Below are 20,453 nucleotides of genomic sequence, written 5' to 3' on the forward strand. Positions count from 1 at the left end.
AGGATCGATATCGTTTCAAGATGGCAAGTGGTAGAATTATAGATTCAAAATCTTCAATCTTGGAACGATCGCTTCGATATCGATAGATTCTTTTCTATCTTAGGATCCTCAAGATTATATTTACTAACAGATATCTAGAATAACGTTATTCTGATTTGAGACTTTTTTATGAAACATCTAAAACTCTTCTTAACGCTCTCTTGCGCTTGGATTGTGGCGGCATGTGCCGGAAATCCTCCCAATCCTTATGACCCTTATGAAGGTTATAACCGAGCGACTTACGAGTTCAATACCGCGGTCGATAATGCTATTGCGAAACCTGTTGCAAAGGGCTACGTTAAGGTCGTTCCTAAAACAGTTCGTACCGGCGTTAGTAATGCCCTTGAAAACTTAGCAGACACACGTTATACCGTTGTTAACTTAACGCAAGGCGAACCTGTTGCCGCATTAGAGAGTTTACATCGCTTCGTCTTCAACTCAACCTTTGGTCTTTTAGGTTTAGTGGATGTTACAGAACTCTTTAATCTCCCCCCTAAACAGAAAAATGATATGGGCGTTACTTTTGCCAAGATGGGTTGGGCTAATAGTAACTATTTTGTTGTTCCATTGATTGGTCCATCAACTTCCCGAGATACTGTCGGTGTTGTTGCCGATGTCTTTGCCACCCCTTATGCATATGCCTTTAATGATTGGGTTAGCCTAGGGGTATTAGTGGCCGGTGGAATCGATCTTCGCAGTAAATTACTCGATGTTGAGTCGGTGACAACAACCGCAGCGCTCGATCCTTATGTCTTCCAGCGTGAAGCGTATCTTCAATTTAGAAACCAACAACTTAAAAATCATGGTGTGAAATATATTCAGTCAGCTCATGAACGTGAATCACTCTATGAAGATGATGAGGAAGATGCAGGACTCTCGATTGCAGAGTTAGCGCGTCAACGAAATCAATAGAAAACACTCTACAAGCTCTTTAGAAGGCGTTTAGTCAATTTAGCCAATTGATTAAGCGCCTTTCATTTTCCGATTTCACTCAAAAACTTTACTTAAAGTTTCACGTGAAATTTCACTTAAAAATTCACTTAAAAATTCACTTAAACATTCACTTAAAAATTTAACTCAAGCGATAAAGGAGTCTTCATGCGTCGCTACGTCAATCAACCCTTAGCTATTGGTACCGATATTATTTTAGAAGATGAGGATTATAACTATATTATCCGTGTCTTACGCCATCGCGAGGGTGATTCTATCGTACTCTTCAATGGTGAAGGTGGCGAATATCATGGCATTATCATCGAAATTACAAAACGACACTTAACCGTTCGTCTTAAAAAATATAATCCGATCAATCGTGGAAGTCGTATCAAAATCAATATCCTACAATCCCTTGTCAAAGGGGAGAAGATGGACTTTGTGCTGCAAAAAGGGAGTGAACTCGGCATGCACTCCATCACACCTATTGTGACAGAGCGAAGTGTCCTTCACCTGAAAAAGGAGCAATTACCAAAACGTCTCGAGCGTTGGCACCAGATCATCACCTCTGCTTGTGAACAGTGCGGGCTCAATATTCCCCCACAACTTCATGAGCCGATTGCGCTTAAAGAGTGGATCGAAAATCACTCTTCTGAAGAGGAGTCACTACTCATTACGCTCTCCCCTACGGCTGAACAGAGTCTAGGGAACTTTCTCTCTTGCAATCTGAAAAATAGCGACACAATGCCGGCATCGATCACCTTTATTATTGGTCCTGAAGGGGGGTTAAGTGATGAAGAGATCGATCTACTTCAGAAAGCAGGCGCACATAGCGTAACACTCGGGCCAAGAATTTTACGCACCGAAACAGCCGCCCTCTCCGTGATCTCCACACTACAAGGCGTGATAGGTGATTGGAGCGAGACGGCAGAACGAACCATTGAGATTGAAAATGATGAATATCTCCAAACCCATGAAGAATTTGATTAAACAGGAGCGTGTAGTATTGCGGAAGATCACTCTTAGTGAGAAAGTGGTAAAATAACCCAATCGATATTATGAGATGGGATTTCAACCCGCAAAAGGAACGTTATGACAAGAGAAGCTCGAATTATCTTTATTATGGACCCTATTGAGTCCCTTCCCGCACAGAAAGATACAACAATCGGCATGATGATGGGCGCAGTGAGTTTAGGACTCCCCATCTACTATAGCCGTCAAGAATCGATCTACCTATTAGATGGCGCTGTCCAAACAACGGCACAGAAGATCAATTTAAAACTCAAAAATGAGCGAGAACTTGCGAGCTTTGAGGATTGGTATCAACTAGATGAGGCTGAAAATATCATCTTTGGAGAGAATGATATTGTCCTTCAACGTAAAGATCCCCCTTTCAATATGCACTATATCCATGCCACCTATCTCTTAGAGTTGATGGAGCGTCAAGGTGCTTTTGTCTGCAACCGCCCTGATTCACTACGCGATTGTAATGAAAAGATGTTTACTGCTTGGTTCCCTGAGTTAACGCCTCCTACACTCGTCTCAAGCCAAAGTGATAAGATCAAAGCGTTTATCGCCCAGCATCACGATACCATCGTTAAACCTCTCGATGGCATGGGCGGAAGCTCAATCTTCCGCGTCACTGAAAATGATCCTAACTTAAATGTGATTCTTGAGACAATGACGGAACATAATCAGACCTCTATTATGGTTCAACGCTATATTCCAGAGATTAAGAAGGGTGATAAGCGGATTATTCTGATCAATGGCGTTCCGGCGCCCCACCTTCTTGCCCGTGTACCTGCGGTCAATGAGACTCGAGGTAATCTTGCTGCCGGCGCTACCGGTGTCGTACAGACGCTCTCGGAAAATGATCGAATGATCTGTGAGAAGTTAGGTCCGGAACTGGTCAAACGAGGACTCTACTTTGTAGGGCTCGATGTAATCGGTGATTATCTTACCGAGATCAATGTCACCAGCCCAACCGGTATTCGCCAAATTGATGCAGAGACTGGATCCTTTTTAGGACGTGATCTGATCGAAGCGCTGCTCAATCTCTGGCAAGAGCGCAAAAGTAGAGCGTAACTATAGAGCATAATTATTTGACCTTCATCCCAGCTCAATTCAAACTCTATTCGAACTCTATTTGCCCCATTTTTTTATCAAATCTCTCTATTTAATAGAAGGAATCGTATGTCACTCAATCTTCAATCCCTACTTCAACGTTTAGAAAAAATTGTCAATATCCCTTCACCCTCAGGCTACACCGAAGAGGTATTAGCGGCAATCTTTAGTGAATTAAGCCAGTTTGATCTCCCCATTGAGATTACTAATAAAGGAGCGATTATTGCAAAAGTAGAAGGTCGAGAGAAGAGTCGAGCACGCCTTCTGACAGCCCATGTCGATACATTAGGGGCAATGGTGAAAGAGGTTAAGAGTGATGGTCGCCTAAAATTGACAAAAATTGGGGGCTTTAACTGGAATGCAGTAGAGGGGGAATATTGCCAGATCCATACTCGAGATGGCAAAACATTTACCGGCACCATCTTAATGCATGAGACCTCCGTCCATGTCTATCAAAATGCCGGCGATCTTCCCCGTAATGATCAACATATCGAGGTTCGCCTCGATGAGAAGAGTCGTTCTAAAGAGGAGACACTCAAACTTGGGATTGCGCCGGGAGATTTTGTCTCATTCGATCCTCGTTTTCAATATACAGCGAGCCAATTTATTAAATCTCGTCATCTTGATGATAAAGCGAGCGTCGCCCTACTTCTCTCTCTCCTTGAGTGGCTCACAACCGCTGAAATTCCTCCCTATACGCTCTACTTCTACTTCTCTAATAATGAGGAGATCGGCTTTGGTGGAAATGCCTCTATCCCTGAAGAGGTCGTGGAGTATCTCGCTGTTGATATGGGTGCAATAGGTGATGGGCAGACAACCGATGAGTACTCCGTCTCAATCTGTGCCAAAGACTCATCAGGGCCCTATCACTATGCTCTCACAAATCAGATGATCACCTTGGCAAGAGAGAATAAAATTCCACATCAAGTCGATATCTACCCTTTCTATGGGTCCGATGCCTCTGCCGCAATTCGTGCCGGATATGATATTCGTCACGCTTTAATTGGCCCAGGGATTGAATCCTCCCATGCGCAAGAACGAACACATATCGATTCGATGATTGCCACCTTCAATCTGCTCAAAGCTTATGTATCTGCAGAGATGATCGACTAGTGATGCCACTATTTAATCATCGGCTATCGAATATCAATCATCGAGTATCAAATATCGAAGGCTGATGGTTGATCATTGATGGTTGATCACTGATGAGTGAAGAAAAAGATAGAAAAATAGAATAGATGGCAATCCATCAACAGAAAATAGAACCGCTTAAAAAATAAAGGATAATTATGTTACGTTCCATGACGGGATTTGCCCGCGAAACCACAACTAGCGATATTGGCCAATTGAGTCTTGAGATTCGCAGTGTTAATAGTCGCTATTTAGACCCGACTTTCAAGATGCCGGAACTCTTAAGAGCTTTAGAGCCAGAATTGAGAGAGCGCTTGCAAAAAGCAGTATCTCGCGGAAAGGTTGAGGTCGGTATTCGTATCAACTTTGATGATGCAGAGAGCCATCATCTTACCTTTAATGAGCAAGCTGCTAAAGAGATCTTAGCGATTCATGAGAGTGCAAATGCCCTTTTAGGAAAAAAAGGGGAACTTACAGCATTAGAGCTCATTCAACTTCCCGGCGTTATGCGCCCTACTTCACTCGATGCCGAATCGATTAAAGAGAAGCTCTTTGAACTCTTTGATCATGCTATTCTCGCCTTTTTAGCCAATAGAGAACGTGAAGGGGAAAGATTGAAAGAGATGATGCTCGATCGCCTCAACCAGATGGAAGTATTAGTTGAAAAAGCTAAAGAGCAGCGTCCAATCGCAATTGAGAAGATTGAAGAGCGCCTCCTCTCTCGATTAGAGAAATTAGAGATCGAACATGATCCGCAACGCTTTGAACAAGAGCTTGTCTATATCACTCAACGTCTCGATATTGATGAGGAGATTGATCGTTTAACGGCACATATTGCAGAGATGCGAGATGTCTTCAATCGCAAAGAGCCCGTAGGACGCCGACTCGACTTCCTCACCCAAGAGCTCAATCGCGAAGCGAATACTTTAGGCTCAAAGTCACAAGATGTGATCCTCACACAGATCGGTGTTGACCTCAAAGTATTAATTGAACAGATTCGTGAACAGATTCAAAACATCGAGTAAACGAAAACATTATTCCCATCATCTCTATTCAATGTTATAATAGCTCACTTTAAAGCGCCTATAGCTCAGTTGGATAGAGTGTTGGTTTCCGAAACCAAAGGTCAGAGGTTCGATCCCTCTTAGGCGCGCCAGACGTTTAATAGCCCCGAATATCAGACTATAGCAAAGGTTAGATATTACGGGGCTTTTCATTGACTTAGAGTCACCATTTAATCTTTATTAATGAGCTGTAATCATAGAAAATAAGAACTAATGGTAGTAAAATAGGTAGTAAGATTTAATAAAACAGAGGATCTTACTACTATTATGACCAAAATAATCAAACCTCTTATTATTAGTTAAGATATCTAAAGTATCTTTTATAGCCAATAAGTTATACGTTTTATTACGATAGAAGAGCAACCTCATAATTCAAATTGGCTCCACTAAAAATCGAACAAAATAATACCCTCAAAAACATCCTCTTTTGATGGACAAGCTTCATGGACAAATGCGACAGAAAGAGCGCTTAAAGAAGCGGGTATTTCGTTGATTTAACTGAAAGGAGATGTTATCGCTAACATTAACATGGAAAGCGCTGAAGCATTGAGAAAAGCGTGGAAAGAGAAGGTTAAAGCTGATCCTACATTAACGTGCGATCACCCGAATCGAAGAAAAGAAAAATATATGGGTCAAGATACAGGGGATCGGGTATGCATTGTATGCGGAGATGCTATATACCGTCTGTAAGATAACAGATTAAAATACCTCCATTAATTCAAAATAAGCCCCTCACTCGAGGGGCTTCTCTCTATCTATAACACTTTATGCTGATGTTTTCGCTCTACTTCTTGTAGCATAAGCGCCACGGCAGTGATTATTCTACCAAAAGAAAAAGCTATTAATCGCAATGACTAATAGCTTTCTTTCATATCTACTGTAAAAGCCCACACCTTTTTATAATTGCGCTATCTTTGAATTTTTATAGTCTCAAAATAGTAAATATAGTTTATAACTTGTTGTTTTATTTAAATTTAAATATAGAATATTAAAAGGAATATTTAAATACAAACTAATTAGGATAAGGGGCTATACATGAGGGTTTTGACAACATCTTTCATGTTCATCATTCTATTATCTCTTTCAAGCTTTGCATTCGCGCAGAGTGATGATGAGATTAAAAACATCATTATTAAACAATCTATCGCTTCTTATCCTGGAAATTGTCCATGCCCCTACAATTCAGCTAAAAATGGTAGTCGTTGCGGAAAACGTAGTGCTTATAACAAAAGAGGCGGTTATGCGCCTAAATGTTATCCTGAAGATATCTCTCCTCAAGAATTAAGAGAATGGAAACAACGAAACCAATCTCGTAAAAAATAGAAGACCTACCTCACCAATTATTGATCGATTCTGCTTAAAGTTTTAAGTGTTTTTAAAGCACCATCTCACCATCAAAATGCTTCTTTTATCCCCCCTTTTCACAGCAAAAGCATCTAATTCCCCTCTATTTCATTATATTTATGTAATTGAGTGCGCAATTGATTGACCATTGCAACTATATAATTTACATTTATGTGTTAACTAGAGAGGTGTTAAAAATGAAAGAAGCAGCAAGAATTAGAGCAGAAAACTTAAAAGCATGGATTGATCGCTATTACGGGGGGAAACAGGCTGCCTTTATTGAGAAGACCGGGATGAATCAAGGGGAACTTTCGGCACTCATTAATGGTCGTCGTGTTTTTGGAGAGCGAAAGGCGCGTTCTATCGAAGAGTTAGCAGAGATGCCCAATATGTATCTCGAACAGACGGAAGAGCCCGATGTTCCTATCAATCCTGCCGCGCTACAAGGCATGATCCCGGTGATCTCTTGGGTGGCAGCGGGTCATTTTAGTGATGCAGGCCAAATTCCAGCAGATGATCTTATTAAGTGGGTTCCCTGCCCTGCGCCCCATAGCAAAGGAACTTTTGCCCTTAAGGTCTCCGGCATTAGCATGATGAATCCTAATGGTAGCCCCTCTTTTGAAGATGGCGATATTATCTTTGTCGATCCTGCGAAGATGCCAGAAAACAAATCATGTGTCATTGTGACACTAGAAGGGAGTGATAGCGCTACATTCAAGCAATTGGTCATTGAACCAGATGGTAAAAAATATATTATCCCTCTCAATCCTAACTGGGGCGATAAGCCGATAGAGATTCGTGAGAATGCCTCTATCAATGGTGTTGTGATCGGAAAATGGGTCGATATCTGCTAATACTTAGAAAAGCAGATATCGCTCGATCCTTTCGAACGTTTGATCGTTTGATCTACTCTTCATTGCATCAATAAGATTGATTATTCCTCCACTTCTCTTTATCACTATTCTTATTTACCACTTTTAAATATGTAACATCTTGCAGTTAATCTCCTTTTATTACAATCAGTTACAATTTCAGCATCTAAAATCGTAAAAGTTTTATCAGAAATATTACAAATATGTATTGCAATAACCATTACATAAATGTAATATTTATTACATCAAAGATCACATCAAGATCTAACAGCAAAAATGGATAAAAAGTGATTAAGTCGATTCTAAGAGAGCTCAACTGCGTCACTAAAAGGAGAAGAGAGATGTTATTGACCGATCTATTAAACTTATTATTGACCCAACGCCAAAAAGAGAATCTTCGTATTAAGAGAGAGCGCCATTTTAACAATGTGCTATTAATCGCCAATGAATTTAGTGCTGAAACCCCCAAGGCGATTGACGAGAAGATCACAAAAGCAGAGATTCAGCTACAGAAGGCACCTTTTTGGAGACGCAAAGAGCTAAAAGTATTAACTGAAGCACTCTATCACGCTCAAAAATTGATTAATCGCCGGCATCAATTGATGCAAAATAGAGAACCTCTCTCTCCTGTTCCTTTCGTTCTACTCAGGAAGGAAGCAGCATAGTTCCGAATGAAGCCACTAAGCGCACACTAAAATTTTACACCACAATAAGAAGAGGCTGACAAATAGAATGTCAGCCTCTTTTGGTTCTAGTTTTAAATCAAAGTTTTAAATCAAAGTATTAATTCCAAGTTTTGATTCTAAGCTTTGAGCTTACTATTGAAGCGACTACTCTCCAATATGCTTTCCAAAATTGGTGCTGCTTCCCATACCTTTTTCAATAAAGGCCGCTTCAATTTGAGAGCAAGGCGTTGTCTCTCTAATCTTACGCTTCGCATTGCGCTTCTCAGTAGCAGTTAAACCACTATTACGGTCAACTTTCGCCATACGATCTACACAACGATTATATCCAGAGATAAAGAGCGCTCGATCCTGCTTATATTGCTCAACTGCAAGATTATTTTTCTCTTTCCAAACGCGTTTCCAGATATCACAATCTGCCGTCGCGGCATGGCTTTCAGCACAAAACTGTGGATGGATCGCTTGTAGCTCCATCAATGAGAGCGGCATTAACATCTCATAGCTCTTCTCATCTCTCACATCTTTCCATAATTGGCAAAGTGTCGATTCTGTTGGATTTTTGCCACAAAATTGGTGCTCATGACGATAGAGATTATCTAAGTTCTCTTCAAAAAGAACCTTTTTTCCCTCAATCTTTGCCCTCTTTACCAATTTATTAAAGGCATTACACTCAACCTTTTCATGTGCCGTGGTCGCTTCATTACAAGCCATAGCATCGTAAACTGAGAGCACTTCTTGCCAATTTTTCTCGCCATGCTCACGCTCAAGTCTCGCTTCAATCTCCGAGAAGTGCTCCATCTCTTGATCTAAAGCAGCTTGATCTAAAGCTTTCTGTGCTGCGATACAAGCTTGATCATTTTCCACTAACGCAACCCCCTTTTCTCCCCCTTTTTTACGGGCATTATCAAGGCGTTTCTCACAATTTTTGACCATATCTTGGGCTTTATTTAGATGCTTCATATAGTACGCTTCATCATGGTCCCCGCATGCTGCAAGCCCTAATACTAAACCCACTACTATCGCAATTTTTTTCATCTCTCTTTGCCTTCTATTTTAAGTACAATGGATAAGCGAATCAGTGATCAAAATGCTTTGATCTTCAACATAGCTCTCTTCCTAAAGAGAAGGGGAGAAACTACGTTGCCCTTAATCTGATTCGCTCCTTGTCTCTCTTTACGTAACACTTAGCCGTAATACTTAACGTAATATTTACAGTAAAACCTAACTGTAATTATTTTATTAATATTTACATATTATAGATAATCACATCTTAAATAGAAAGGTAGAACCCGCTAAAAGCTATATAGATCAAGCTTCCTAGCAACCAAAAGAGGCTGAAAGATCCTCTGATAAAGAGTGATAAAAAAAAGTATTTTACTTCCTCTTTCTACTTTGAAAATGCTCTGCTACAGTGGAGAGACACTTTTGATTTAGATCACAAATCCCTAAAAGGATAGATCACTCTATTCGCCCTAATTCCTCTTTTCTCTGAGCACAGACCATGACACTCTTTCTACATGCCTTTGCGACCCAATTTTACGCCCTTCTACCCTTTTTTATTCTGATCGCAACCGGCTATATTCTAGTCCGCGTCTTCCGTTGGAGTAATACCTTTACGGAAGGATTAACGCGTTTTCTCTTCAATTTGGCAATCCCGGTGATGCTCTTTGGAGTGATGAGTCGCTTTCATACTCAAGAGGAGATGGACCCGCGTCTGATTATTGCCTATTTCGGCGCCTCTTTTATCCTCTTCTTTATTGCACAAATCTATGTCAAGTGGATCTTAAAACGGAGTGCGCAAGAGGCGGCTGTCTTTGGAATGGGTGGCATCTTCTCCAATAATGTGATGATTGGAATTCCCCTTATTATGCTCTTTATGGGAAGTGAGGCGATTGCAGTATCGGCACTGGTAATCTCCTTCAATGCGCTTCTTCTTTGGAGTTTAGTCTCCGTTGCCATTGAGTGGGCAGATCATGGATCACTCTCTCTTAAAGGGTTTCTCCTCACCTTCCGTGGCGTTCTTAAAAATCCGATTGTCATCGGCATTATGCTAGGACTTTTAGTGAGCTTTCTTCAGGTGCCGATGCCAACTTTTGCAACCCATACCATTGAGATGTTCTCTGATATGGTCGCCCCTCTTTCACTTTTAGTACTGGGGATGGGATTAGCTAAATATCGTCTAGGTGCAAATCTCAAGTTGAGCCTTAATATCACCTTTTTTAAATTAATTCTGCATCCTCTTATCATCTGGGGCGTTGCACTCTTGATGGGACTTCCTCCCTTTGAGACAAAGGCAATTGTCATTTTAGGCTCCATCGCTACAGGGATGAATGTCTATCTTATGGCCTTAAAATTCCAAGTAATTGAGGATGCCGTCGCCTCCAGTATTATCTTAACGACGATCCTCTCTGCCGTTACGACACCTATTATTGTGGTACTTCTCTAGAATTTTAACGTCCCTGTCTCAGGCCCAATTCCTTTCGTTATAAGTTTTAAATAGAGTTTTAAATCGGAATGAGACCTAAGTTATATCAACGTTAGATCGATATTGAGGTCATCATGATATCGGTGCTACATGAATTTAGAGTCATTACCAAACTCATTCAATATACAAAAATATATGATATCTGTTAAAATAGAGGAGATAGAGCGAGTCTATCACTCATATCGATCAACTCAACATCGGCTAATTATCGATAGCGATCGAATGATCTATTTTCAACTAGTTAAGAGAGTGACTATTATGAAAAAATTGATTTTATCCTCCCTATTTCTTCTTGCTTCATGGTCTTTTGCTGCAGAAGAGATGGGCTTAACACCTCAAGAGACTTATCAATTAAAGATGGAAGGAGAGACACCTGTTCTCTTTATTGATGTCCGTGATCCTGTAGAGATTATGTTTGTTGGTAGTACTGATGTTGTCGATCTCAATATTCCCTTTTTAATCGTTGACCGAACAGAATGGAGTGATGAGCGTGGCGCTTTTAAGATGAATAAGAATGATCAATTCGCTAAAGAAGTTGCCGCGGCATTAGAAGCTAAAAATCTTCCTAAAGAGACAATGATTATCACCATGTGTCGTTCAGGTAGTGAGCGAGGAAAGCCAAGCGCAGAAGCTCTACGTGAAGCAGGATTTAGTAACGCACACTATGTTATCAATGGCTTCCAAGGTGATGCAGTTAAAGAGGGTGAAATGAAGGGCTTCCGCATTGAAAATGGTTGGCAAAACTCCGACCTTCCTTGGGGCGCAAAAATGAGTGGTGATAAGATCTACCGCACAGATACAAGTGAGGCAGAAGTGAAAGCAGATACTGAAGTCGCAGAAAAGGCTATTGAAGCGGCGGCGGCAGATACTGCAACTGCAACAGATGCTGCGCTCGATCAAGTAGAAGAGAGTGTCTCAACTGATGCAACAGCCGTTGAAGAGGATGCGGCAGATAAAAAGAGTGCCCTCAATGAGATGAAAGAAGATCTTAAAAAGAGCGTTGATAATGCATCAGAAAATGTCAAAGAGCTTCTTGATCAACAAAAAGAGAATCTCGATAATGCCGTTGATAAAGCAAAAGAGATCTTCGATGGCAAGAAAGAGGATCTCAATAAACTCAAAGAGATGCCTAAATCTGATGATACACCGGCAGTTGTTAAAGAGAATGTCGCAGCTTAGAGTCTGCTTCTATTCCATTGCCTAGTAACACAAAAAGCACTGATCTTACCAATCAGTGCTTTTTCTATTTCGCCAACCTTATTAACCTTATTGCCGGCTGAAGCTATGTCTTAACTGATCAATGCATTGGCTTCATCGAAGCTTATCGATCTTATCGATCTCAACAATCCTGCCAATCCCATTAATCATTAGAGCGGGACACTATCAACACTCTCATTCTCTCTGAGCTCAGCTTCTTCTTTCGCTTCAAAAGCCTTCTCTTCAGCACGCTCTTTCGCCATCTCATCCTGAATTTGTGCTTCAGTAACACCGAGGAACTTAAATGCCGGCGTTACGACAAACTCTGAAGAGACCTCGCCTGAATAGATATGCGATTGATTCTGACCTAAATCGAGTTTTTTCACATTCTGTTCACCGGGCTCAAAATCGATCTTTTTGAGATCAACCCAGAAGATATTGGGAGAGATTGCAGATTCAAAGAAGTAGAGCCCCTCTTTATGATCGACCACCGTGCGCCATCGTGTTGAAGAGATATTAGGTTCCTCTTCCGTATTAAGACCATAAGGAACAGAGACATTGCGAATGACACTAAAGACACTAGAGATCGAATCCTTCATCGATCCGCCTGTCGGAATCGCATTGATATAGAATGAAGCTCGCGCAAAACGATCCGCCGCACGATTGGTTCCCGGCAATACCACCGTCCCACCAATGCCTTCCCAATACTCATTCATCGCTAACTGCTTATCGAATGTAGGGGAGTTTGTCATCACTTGGTAACTGCGATCATGGTGAATCACCTGCTCTCCATTAACATACTCGACAATGGCACTATCCCCCGTTGCATCTGACATAGAGAGATGCAAGGTCGCAAGACGTGTCTCTCCCGGCACTTCTGCCGTCACAATGATAAAAGGCTCTTTCTCTAAAAATTCAACCGCCTCAGCTACAGTGGCAAAGTTATCGAGCATATATTGTGCCCAGAGTGAGATTGCCATCGTCGGCTTATCATTGAGTACAGAAGGATTGGGATATTCCGATTCCGCTAGCCAAAGAAGATTTGCATTAAGCCCTGCCTCATTCACGCCATCTGTTGTGGAGATATCATAACCGGTTGCAACTAAGCTTCCATATTGAGAGACCCACTCAATGGATCGATCTCCCGCTTCACCTGTACGCGCCATTCCCTTCGGAAGGATCCATAAGTTAGTCCCCACATCACTCTTCCAGTCCATCGATCTTGCCGTAATATTACGGTCATTATCACCATGGAATACAACACGGGTACACGCTTCTGCCGCCGTGGTTAAAAGTAACGCAGCACCAACGGCAACAGCCACTTTTTTCATGTTAAGGAGGGGAGATTTTTTGAAGATATTACGCATAGTTTAATAATCCTTCTTTAGCATAGCTCTTATTAAAGAGAAATCTGAGATAGAGATGTCAAAAATAACGATATTAGGATCACTCCCTTTATCTCATAACACTCTACTTTCTGCCTATTTTACCATCAGAGCGGCTGATCTCTTTCACTTTTTTTATAAAAATCGATAAAAAAAGCTAAAAGAAAAATGCAAGAAGAACTAAAAAGCCCCTTTAAGAGCCCAACTACTAAAATGTAATTGAGATTAAAGGAGCCTCTATCGCTATCTCATAATAAGCTCATAATAAACTCATAATGAGATTATGATTAGCGATCAGAATGATTAACTGCCGATCACCCCACCATCTCTCTTCTGAATCACGACGGTTGCCGAACGAGGACGTCCTGCCGCCGCACCATCAGGCCAGGTTGAGAGCGCTAATGCTGCGGAGGGATCAGTTGTTCCATTATCGGGCTCGCCAGGATGCTGAATATTGATAAAGAGCGTCTTATTATCAGGTGTAAAGGAGATTCCCGTAATCTCACTACGATTAGGTCCCACCAAGAAACGTTTGAAATAACCATCTGCGGGATCAACCGCCAGCATCTGATTATTCCCCATGCCGGCATACGCTTTCTGATTAATGGTTGATGAGGAGACATCGGTCTGCACCCATAAGATCCCATTATGATCAAAAGCCAATCCATCAGGGCTACCAAAAGCATCCCCACGATTTTGAGCTTTGAGGTTAGGATCATCTGTTAAATCAGAGCCGGCAAGCGCTAAAATATCCCATTCAAATGTTGGCGATGTGACATCTGCATGATCTTCCTGCCAATGGATAATATGTCCAAAGAGATTATTGTCACGAGGGTTAGCGGCATCTTTTCCAGGATAGCCCGCTTTACCACGATTACTATTATTAGTGAGTGTACAGTAGATACTGCCAGGATTTTTAGGATCTGCTGCAATCCATTCTGGGCGATCCATCTTTGTACCGCCCACAATATCAGCTGCACTACGGGCATTGATCACTACATCTCCTTGATTTTTAAATCCATTCTCTGCTGTTAAGCCATTCTCACCATAGATTAATGGTAGCCATTCACCTTTACCATTCTCATCAAAGCGAGCAACATAGAGCGTTCCATCACTGAGAAGCTGACTATTCGCCTTCCCTTTTGCCGGATCATATTGATCACGACTGACAAATTTATAGATATACTCAAAGCGCTGATCATCACCCATATAGACGGCAACGCGCTTATCCGGTCCAACAACAAGTTCAGCACCCTCATGTTTAAAACGACCGAGCGCCGTATGTTTGACCGGTGTTGAGGTAGGATCTTCTGGATCGATCTCTACCACCCAACCGAAACGGTTCACCTCATTGGGATGTTTATCTACATTGAAGCGCTCATCAAACTCCACCCAACGATAAGCAGTGTCACTATCAGCAATACCATAACGCTTCTCGAGGGCATTATGCTCTCCTTCTGCTTTCACAAAGATATCGGCCCAATTCTCTTCACATGTTAGGTATGTGCCCCATGGCGTTTTACCATTTGCACAATTTTGCATGGTACCTAATACTTTTGAACCACTCGGATCAGCCGCTGTGATAAAGAGCTCATGCCCTTTTGCCGGACCTGAAACACCCATCTCTGTATGCGGTGTAATGCGACGTGCATATTGTGAAGGACGTACCACTTCCCATTCACCTTGATCATTCTTCATCACTTCAATGACAGAGATCCCCATCGCATTTTGTGATTTAAGAACTTTATCGGCAGACCAATTTGCCTCACCATCCACAAAGAGAAGACCATTATCGACATACTCATGGTTCATCGCTAAAAGACCATGACGAGAAGCCTCATCCCCCTCTCCTAACGGAAAGTAAGCCATCCCATCGTGATTCATCCCTGCTTGCGCTGCTTGATCATCGGCACTATTTGATCCATCTTTCTTAAATTCAGGGTTATTACCCGGCAAACCTACAGGATCCCCCCATTTATAGAAGGCAACCGCTTCATAACCTTCGGGAACAATCACCGTATCCAATACTGAGTAAGGAACCGGCTTAAAAGAGACGCGACCACTTTCCGCTGCTTTTATCACTTCATCACGTGCGTTATCTGCAAAGAGATTAGAAGGAAAAAGCGACATAATGCCAGCGGTAACACCTAATCCCCCCATCTTAAAGAGTGAGCGACGTGAGATACGCGCATCCATCACTTCCGAGAAGGCTGAGTTTGTGGTCTGATTATTTACTTCAAATTCATCACGTTTACGTGTCATGATTGATCTCCAAAAAATCAAAAGCTATAGAAGGACTCCCGTTCTGCAATCGGGTCACTCACTATAGTAGGCATGCAATATGACACTGTAATGACAGCTTCTTGCTAATTTTTTTGACAATAAATAGAAATATTTTACAATCAGTTTTACAACTAAAAGTCCCTAAATAACGGTAGTTATGGAGGTATGCACGATTTCATTTAAGTTTTTTATTTTAATTTTTTTGGATTTCACTATATAAAACTCTTCTTAACTTTTATCTCTGAAATTCACTATGAAAACAGACAATCTTATCGATGCGCTCACCACACAGGGCTACTATGTGTGGGATGATTTTCTTACCCCTTTTGAGGTTGCCGATCTTAAAGAAGCAATCCCGGAAGATCAATTACAAGAAGCTCGTATCGGTCACCGCCATACGTTACAGGGGAATCGAGAGATTAGAGGCGATCTCACCCTCTGGCTCGATCCCACCATGGGAGAGCCTATTGCCCAATACTTTAAGAAGATGGAAGAGATTCAGCAATCACTTAATCAAACACTCTATTTAGGTTTACGTGATTTTGAAACCCACTTTTGTCGTTATCCAAGTGGCGCCTACTATAAACGGCACAACGATAATGCGCGCAATCAGAATCGCCGAAAAGTGACAACTGTTCTCTATCTTAATGAGTCATGGCAACCCGGCGATGGTGGGGAACTGCTGATCTATAGTCGTGAGAAGCCCGAATCAGATGAAGTGATCTTATCTCTTCCTCCCAAGGCAGGAAGTATGATTCTCTTTCTCTCTGAAGATTTCCCCCACGAAGTTTTACCGACCCAAAAGATGCGAGAAAGTATTACCGGATGGTATCTTACGGAGAGATTTCTCTAAACTCTCGCTCCACTCTACCGCTTTTAAAAATCTACAATCATAAAAATCTACAATCATAGAGCCTATAAAAAAGAGTAACCCAATAAGGTTACTCTTTTACTCTTCTAATATGCTCTGACCTTTACAGTTAATAACAATCATCAATAATAACTATTACTGAATAACTGTTAGTGGCAACTGATTCTTACCCAACGCGCTATTTACAACGATGGAGAAGATCGATAATACGCTTATCATCACTATCGGCACGAGCATAAGTACTATCGATAGCGCGATAGATCTCAATCACAAAGTGGTTACCACTCTGAAGTCGAGCACCATTTCCTTTAAGCGCAGACTCCGTCACTTGATGGGATTTAAGACCACTTCGAACACAAGCAAGATAACTCTCATAATGTTTATCAGAAACCAGTTCCGTATCATGTTTGTGGTTATCTTTATAATCGGTATAACTGACACTCTTCGTGGGAGCTTCTGTCGTTGCGCATCCGGCAAGAATAAGCGCACTTAAACTACTTATTGCAAAAAACTTTTTCATTATTCAACCTTCTCTCTTGTTCGGAATAGAGGGATCGGCAATCTCGCTGATTCTCTGATATTGTTCTCAACTTTCTACGATCAATCTTTTCATCAATCTTTTCTTGATCGTTTCTTGACTGACATGAGCAGATCAACATTAAATTATCTCTTATGGTATCTAGCTGCCCCATATGAGATCTATTGATCACTCACTTCTCTGTCGAAATTTACCCTAATTTACCTTAATTAAGAGGTGAAGTTAACACTTTGGCCTCTAATTTTTCAGATTCGATGATGGGGGCAATCGGGATTACGTCGATATTTAAATTTCTGCCAACTAAAGTTGAGCGCATTGTAGAGGCAGATCTCCCCTACCGCAATTGAGCCCAAGTCCATAATCAATTTAAGGGCTTCCTGCGCTTGAGATACCCCGATAATATGAACTACCGGAGAGAAGACACCAAAGAGCGCACAATTACCATCATCTGCATGCTCTCCCCCAAAGAGACACTCATAACAGGCGCTATTTTCATCACGAAAGTCAAAAACGGTCAATTGCCCCTCATAACGGACAGCAGAACCTGAAACAAGAGGAACGCGATTGAGAAAACATGCACGATTCAGATCTTTCCGTAGCGCAAAATTATCACTACAATCGAGCGCAACATCAGCGTCCTGAATCAGCGACTCCAATTCGGAAAAAGAGACCTTCTGCTCCACCTCAACGAGCGTGACATTGGGATTGAGCTCTCGCAGATGCTTTGCCGCTTGCCGCACCTTTGAGAGATTAAGATCCCCCATACGATAACCGGTCTGCCGGTGAAGATTGGTAATATCGACCCGATCATAATCCACCAATGTGATTTTTCCGATTCCAGCACCAGCAAAAAGAGGAAGAGCCGCCATGCCAAGCCCACCGCAACCCACGACAACAACATGCGCTTGTTTAAGTCTCTCCTGACCTGCTAAATCAAATTGATCCAACATAATATGGCGCGAATAGCGTAGTAATTCATCATCACTTAAGAGTGAATCATCAAATGCGCCGGCACTCTCTTTTCGATCTCTCATCTGCCCTTCTCCCTTAATTTGAAAATATGACACTCTTTAAAAACTTACCGACCTCTAATGGACCGACCTTTAATGGTAATAACCCTTATGGCAAGAGCGAATTATATTCACAACCCTACATCAGACCTGTCTGATCTATCTGATCTGTCTGATCTATCTCTAAGATAATGCCTCTTCTCCCCATCTATTCTCTCTTCAAAAAATGTGTAAGTTTGGCACATTTTCTACTTTCATCTTGAAATGGGCTAAAGATGCCACATTATATTAGCATGCCAACTTAAAACTATAAGGAGTTTAATTGTGGAACAGTTTAGAGGGACAACCATCTGTGCAGTACGTCGCGGCAATGAAGTGGTCATTGGTGGCGATGGTCAGGTATCTATGGGAAACACCATTATGAAAGGTAATGCGCGTAAAGTTCGCCGCCTCTATAATGGTAAAGTGATCGCTGGCTTTGCTGGTGGAACCGCAGATGCTTTTACACTCTTTGAACGCTTTGAAGAGAAGCTAGCACAGCATGGCGGGAATCTTACCCGTGCGGCTGTTGCTTTAGCGAAAGATTGGCGTACAGAACGTTCACTTCGTAAATTAGAGGCGCTCTTAATTGTTGCTGATGAAACAGCAACCTTTGTGATCTCCGGTTTAGGAGATGTTATTGAGCCTGAACATGATATCGCAACAATCGGATCGGGCGGCATGTTTGCCCATAGTGCAGCATTAGCACTCTTACAAAATACTGAGCTTTCAGCGGAAGAGATTGTGCGTAAAAGTTTAGAAATTGCCGGCAGCGTCTGTATCTATAGTAATACAAACCTTACATTAGAGAAGCTCTCATTCTAAGAGCGATAACCTCTATTGAGGCCATGAAGCATAAAGATAGATGCACAAGGATCTATGCATAAAGATATCTTAAGAGTATATCTCTTCAAATAGAGCTAAAAGCATATCTGGAAAAAATCTGGAAAAGATTTGGAAAAGTATCTAAACAATATCTGAACAACATCTAAAAAGATCTAAGAATGATCTAAAAAATAGTTAAAAGAGAAAGGAATTATCAATATGAGCGCTATGACACCAAGAGAGATCGTACAAGAACTCGATCGCTATATTATTGGTCAAGATGAGGCTAAACGATCCGTAGCGATTGCCCTGCGTAATCGTTGGAGACGTCAACAGGTCTCAGATGAGATGAGAAAAGAGATCACCCCTAAAAACATCTTAATGATTGGGCCTACCGGTGTTGGTAAAACAGAGATTGCCCGTCGCCTTGCCACTTTAGCGAATGCGCCTTTTATTAAAGTTGAAGCAACTAAATTTACGGAAGTTGGTTATGTCGGTCGTGAAGTCGATTCCATTATCCGTGATCTTGTTGAAGCTGCCGTAAAACAAGTCCGTGAGCGCATGATTAAAGAAGCTTATCCAAAAGCTGAGGAAGCTGCTATTGAGCGCGTTCTCGATGCGATCTTGCCTCCTCCTAAGAGTGTTGGTTTTGCCGATGAACCTAATGCGCCCAAGGCAGAGAGCCCAACGCGTCAAAAATTCCGCGAAAAAATTATCCGTGGCGAGATGGATGATAAAGAGATCGATATCGAAATCGCAAGTACAGGTGTCGGCGTTAATATCATGACCCCTCCCGGCATGGAAGAGATGGCAGATCAACTGCAATCGCTCTTCCAACAATCGGGAATGGAGAAGAAAAAGAGCAAAAAGATGAAGATCAAAGATGCGCTCAAAGTGGCTCAAAATGAGGAAGCTGCGCGTCTAATCAATGAAGAGGAAGCAAAACAGAAAGCGATCGAAATTGCTGAAAACCAAGGTATTGTCTTTATTGATGAGATCGATAAAGTGTGCCGTAAAGGGGAAACTTCCGGCGCGGATGTCTCCCGTGAAGGAGTTCAGCGCGATCTTCTACCATTAATTGAGGGCTGTACCGTTTCAACGAAATATGGTGCAATTAAGACAGATCATATCCTCTTTATCACATCAGGAGCTTTCCACTTAGCTAAACCTTCTGATCTGATCCCTGAATTACAAGGTCGTCTTCCGATTCGTGTCGAATTAAAATCACTCAATGCAGATGACTTCTACCGTATCTTAACAGAGCCCTCTTCAGCACTTATTAAACAGTATAAAGCGCTTCTTAAAACAGAAGGTGTTGAGCTTGAGTTTGATGATTCTGCATTACACAAAATTGCTAAGATGGCATTTGAAGTGAATGAGAAAACAGAAAATATCGGAGCTCGTCGCCTCCACACTATTTTAGAGCGTCTATTAGAAGAGATCTCCTTCACCGCTTCTGACCGTGATGGCGAAAAGTTTATTGTCACAGAAGAGTATGTGAAAAATGAATTAGAGGATCTCGTAGAGGATGAAGATCTCAGTCGCTTTATTCTTTAATCTTTAATCTTTGATCTTGAATCTTTAACCCGAATCTCTAATCTGAGAAATTAAGACCTGTAAAAAGGTCTCTCAG

The 20,453-nt window shown here is 41.6% G+C and carries 17 protein-coding genes, 1 tRNA gene and 1 pseudogene; 14 read left to right on the forward strand and 5 right to left on the reverse strand.

What is annotated here, in order from left to right; genetic code table 11:
- Positions 1-168 precede the first annotated feature (168 nt).
- From DC082_RS07140 to DC082_RS07180, 9 genes are all read left to right on the forward strand, one after another.
- The gene (locus tag DC082_RS07140) at positions 169-951 is read left to right on the forward strand and encodes an MlaA family lipoprotein (protein ID WP_109236385.1); all 783 of its coding nucleotides are present in this window, start codon (positions 169-171) and stop codon (positions 949-951) included.
- A gap of 186 nt (positions 952-1,137) precedes the next feature.
- The gene (locus DC082_RS07145; RefSeq protein WP_109236386.1) at positions 1,138-1,959 is read left to right on the forward strand and encodes a 16S rRNA (uracil(1498)-N(3))-methyltransferase; all 822 of its coding nucleotides are present in this window, start codon (positions 1,138-1,140) and stop codon (positions 1,957-1,959) included.
- Positions 1,960-2,061: 102 nt separating this feature from the next.
- Positions 2,062-3,054 (forward strand): glutathione synthase, encoded by a 993-nt coding sequence (gene gshB / locus DC082_RS07150; RefSeq protein WP_109236387.1) that lies wholly within the window; start codon positions 2,062-2,064, stop codon positions 3,052-3,054.
- 108 nt (positions 3,055-3,162) lie between these two features.
- Positions 3,163-4,206, forward strand: a complete 1,044-nt coding sequence (locus tag DC082_RS07155) for a M42 family metallopeptidase (RefSeq protein WP_109236388.1) — start codon at positions 3,163-3,165, stop codon at positions 4,204-4,206.
- 176 nt (positions 4,207-4,382) lie between these two features.
- The gene (locus tag DC082_RS07160) at positions 4,383-5,249 is read left to right on the forward strand and encodes a YicC/YloC family endoribonuclease (protein ID WP_109236389.1); all 867 of its coding nucleotides are present in this window, start codon (positions 4,383-4,385) and stop codon (positions 5,247-5,249) included.
- Positions 5,250-5,303: 54 nt separating this feature from the next.
- Positions 5,304-5,380: transfer RNA gene (locus DC082_RS07165), tRNA-Arg, on the forward strand.
- 967 nt (positions 5,381-6,347) lie between these two features.
- Complete coding sequence (locus DC082_RS07170; protein WP_094567965.1) at positions 6,348-6,611, forward strand: hypothetical protein; 264 nt, start codon at positions 6,348-6,350, stop codon at positions 6,609-6,611.
- A 218-nt stretch (positions 6,612-6,829) separates the two neighbouring features.
- On the forward strand, positions 6,830-7,486 hold the full coding sequence (locus DC082_RS07175) for a LexA family protein (protein WP_109236390.1): 657 nt from the start codon (positions 6,830-6,832) through the stop codon (positions 7,484-7,486).
- Positions 7,487-7,845: 359 nt separating this feature from the next.
- Positions 7,846-8,169, forward strand: a complete 324-nt coding sequence (locus DC082_RS07180; protein WP_109236391.1) for a hypothetical protein — start codon at positions 7,846-7,848, stop codon at positions 8,167-8,169.
- 165 nt (positions 8,170-8,334) lie between these two features.
- Here DC082_RS07180 and DC082_RS07185 read toward each other — a convergent pair whose 3' ends face one another.
- Positions 8,335-9,222: an EexN family lipoprotein gene (locus DC082_RS07185; RefSeq protein WP_109236392.1), complete on the reverse strand. Its 888-nt coding sequence runs from the start codon at positions 9,220-9,222 to the stop codon at positions 8,335-8,337.
- A 466-nt stretch (positions 9,223-9,688) separates the two neighbouring features.
- Here DC082_RS07185 and DC082_RS07190 point away from each other — a divergent pair, with 466 nt between their 5' ends.
- Together DC082_RS07190 and DC082_RS11100 are read left to right on the forward strand one after the other, a co-directional pair.
- Positions 9,689-10,633 (forward strand): AEC family transporter, encoded by a 945-nt coding sequence (locus DC082_RS07190; protein ID WP_109236393.1) that lies wholly within the window; start codon positions 9,689-9,691, stop codon positions 10,631-10,633.
- A 297-nt stretch (positions 10,634-10,930) separates the two neighbouring features.
- A pseudogene (locus DC082_RS11100) lies at positions 10,931-11,470 on the forward strand (rhodanese-like domain-containing protein); the annotation flags it as partial.
- A 569-nt stretch (positions 11,471-12,039) separates the two neighbouring features.
- Here DC082_RS11100 and DC082_RS07200 read toward each other — a convergent pair.
- On the reverse strand, positions 12,040-13,200 hold the full coding sequence (locus DC082_RS07200; RefSeq protein WP_109236451.1) for a linear amide C-N hydrolase: 1,161 nt from the start codon (positions 13,198-13,200) through the stop codon (positions 12,040-12,042).
- A 357-nt stretch (positions 13,201-13,557) separates the two neighbouring features.
- Positions 13,558-15,516 carry a PhoX family protein gene (locus tag DC082_RS07205; RefSeq protein WP_109236394.1) on the reverse strand — a complete coding sequence of 653 codons (1,959 nt, stop codon included), beginning with the start codon at positions 15,514-15,516 and terminating at the stop codon, positions 13,558-13,560.
- A 274-nt stretch (positions 15,517-15,790) separates the two neighbouring features.
- Between DC082_RS07205 and DC082_RS07210 the strand changes: the two genes are divergently transcribed.
- The gene (locus DC082_RS07210; RefSeq protein ID WP_109236395.1) at positions 15,791-16,390 is read left to right on the forward strand and encodes a 2OG-Fe(II) oxygenase; all 600 of its coding nucleotides are present in this window, start codon (positions 15,791-15,793) and stop codon (positions 16,388-16,390) included.
- Positions 16,391-16,586: 196 nt separating this feature from the next.
- Here DC082_RS07210 and DC082_RS07215 read toward each other — a convergent pair whose 3' ends face one another.
- Together DC082_RS07215 and DC082_RS07220 are read right to left on the reverse strand one after the other, a co-directional pair.
- Positions 16,587-16,928, reverse strand: a complete 342-nt coding sequence (locus tag DC082_RS07215) for a hypothetical protein (protein ID WP_094567911.1) — start codon at positions 16,926-16,928, stop codon at positions 16,587-16,589.
- Positions 16,929-17,191: 263 nt separating this feature from the next.
- Positions 17,192-17,980 (reverse strand): HesA/MoeB/ThiF family protein, encoded by a 789-nt coding sequence (locus tag DC082_RS07220; protein ID WP_109236396.1) that lies wholly within the window; start codon positions 17,978-17,980, stop codon positions 17,192-17,194.
- Positions 17,981-18,280: 300 nt separating this feature from the next.
- Between DC082_RS07220 and hslV the strand changes: the two genes are divergently transcribed.
- Entirely contained in the window at positions 18,281-18,820 is a 540-nt protein-coding gene (gene hslV, locus DC082_RS07225; RefSeq protein WP_094567913.1) for an ATP-dependent protease subunit HslV, read from the forward strand.
- A 219-nt stretch (positions 18,821-19,039) separates the two neighbouring features.
- Complete coding sequence (gene hslU / locus DC082_RS07230; RefSeq protein WP_109236397.1) at positions 19,040-20,377, forward strand: ATP-dependent protease ATPase subunit HslU; 1,338 nt, start codon at positions 19,040-19,042, stop codon at positions 20,375-20,377.
- Positions 20,378-20,453 lie beyond the last annotated feature (76 nt).

The sequence above is a fragment of the Ignatzschineria indica genome (genome assembly GCF_003121925.1).
GTDB classification, from domain to species: Bacteria; Pseudomonadota; Gammaproteobacteria; order Cardiobacteriales; family Wohlfahrtiimonadaceae; genus Ignatzschineria; species Ignatzschineria indica.

Bases quoted from the DNA above. Each gene is read 5' to 3' on its own strand.
- DC082_RS07140 (WP_109236385.1), top strand. From the start codon at position 169: ATGAAACATCTAAAACTCTTCTTAACGCTCTCTTGCGCTTGGATTGTG.
- DC082_RS07145 (WP_109236386.1), top strand. From the start codon at position 1,138: ATGCGTCGCTACGTCAATCAACCCTTAGCTATTGGTACCGATATTATT.
- gshB (WP_109236387.1), top strand. From the start codon at position 2,062: ATGACAAGAGAAGCTCGAATTATCTTTATTATGGACCCTATTGAGTCC.
- DC082_RS07155 (WP_109236388.1), top strand. From the start codon at position 3,163: ATGTCACTCAATCTTCAATCCCTACTTCAACGTTTAGAAAAAATTGTC.
- DC082_RS07160 (WP_109236389.1), top strand. From the start codon at position 4,383: ATGTTACGTTCCATGACGGGATTTGCCCGCGAAACCACAACTAGCGAT.
- DC082_RS07170 (WP_094567965.1), top strand. From the start codon at position 6,348: ATGTTCATCATTCTATTATCTCTTTCAAGCTTTGCATTCGCGCAGAGT.
- DC082_RS07175 (WP_109236390.1), top strand. From the start codon at position 6,830: ATGAAAGAAGCAGCAAGAATTAGAGCAGAAAACTTAAAAGCATGGATT.
- DC082_RS07180 (WP_109236391.1), top strand. From the start codon at position 7,846: ATGTTATTGACCGATCTATTAAACTTATTATTGACCCAACGCCAAAAA.
- DC082_RS07185 (WP_109236392.1), bottom strand. From the start codon at position 9,222: ATGAAAAAAATTGCGATAGTAGTGGGTTTAGTATTAGGGCTTGCAGCA.
- DC082_RS07190 (WP_109236393.1), top strand. From the start codon at position 9,689: ATGACACTCTTTCTACATGCCTTTGCGACCCAATTTTACGCCCTTCTA.
- DC082_RS07200 (WP_109236451.1), bottom strand. From the start codon at position 13,200: ATGAAAAAAGTGGCTGTTGCCGTTGGTGCTGCGTTACTTTTAACCACG.
- DC082_RS07205 (WP_109236394.1), bottom strand. From the start codon at position 15,516: ATGACACGTAAACGTGATGAATTTGAAGTAAATAATCAGACCACAAAC.
- DC082_RS07210 (WP_109236395.1), top strand. From the start codon at position 15,791: ATGAAAACAGACAATCTTATCGATGCGCTCACCACACAGGGCTACTAT.
- DC082_RS07215 (WP_094567911.1), bottom strand. From the start codon at position 16,928: ATGAAAAAGTTTTTTGCAATAAGTAGTTTAAGTGCGCTTATTCTTGCC.
- DC082_RS07220 (WP_109236396.1), bottom strand. From the start codon at position 17,980: ATGAGAGATCGAAAAGAGAGTGCCGGCGCATTTGATGATTCACTCTTA.
- hslU (WP_109236397.1), top strand. From the start codon at position 19,040: ATGAGCGCTATGACACCAAGAGAGATCGTACAAGAACTCGATCGCTAT.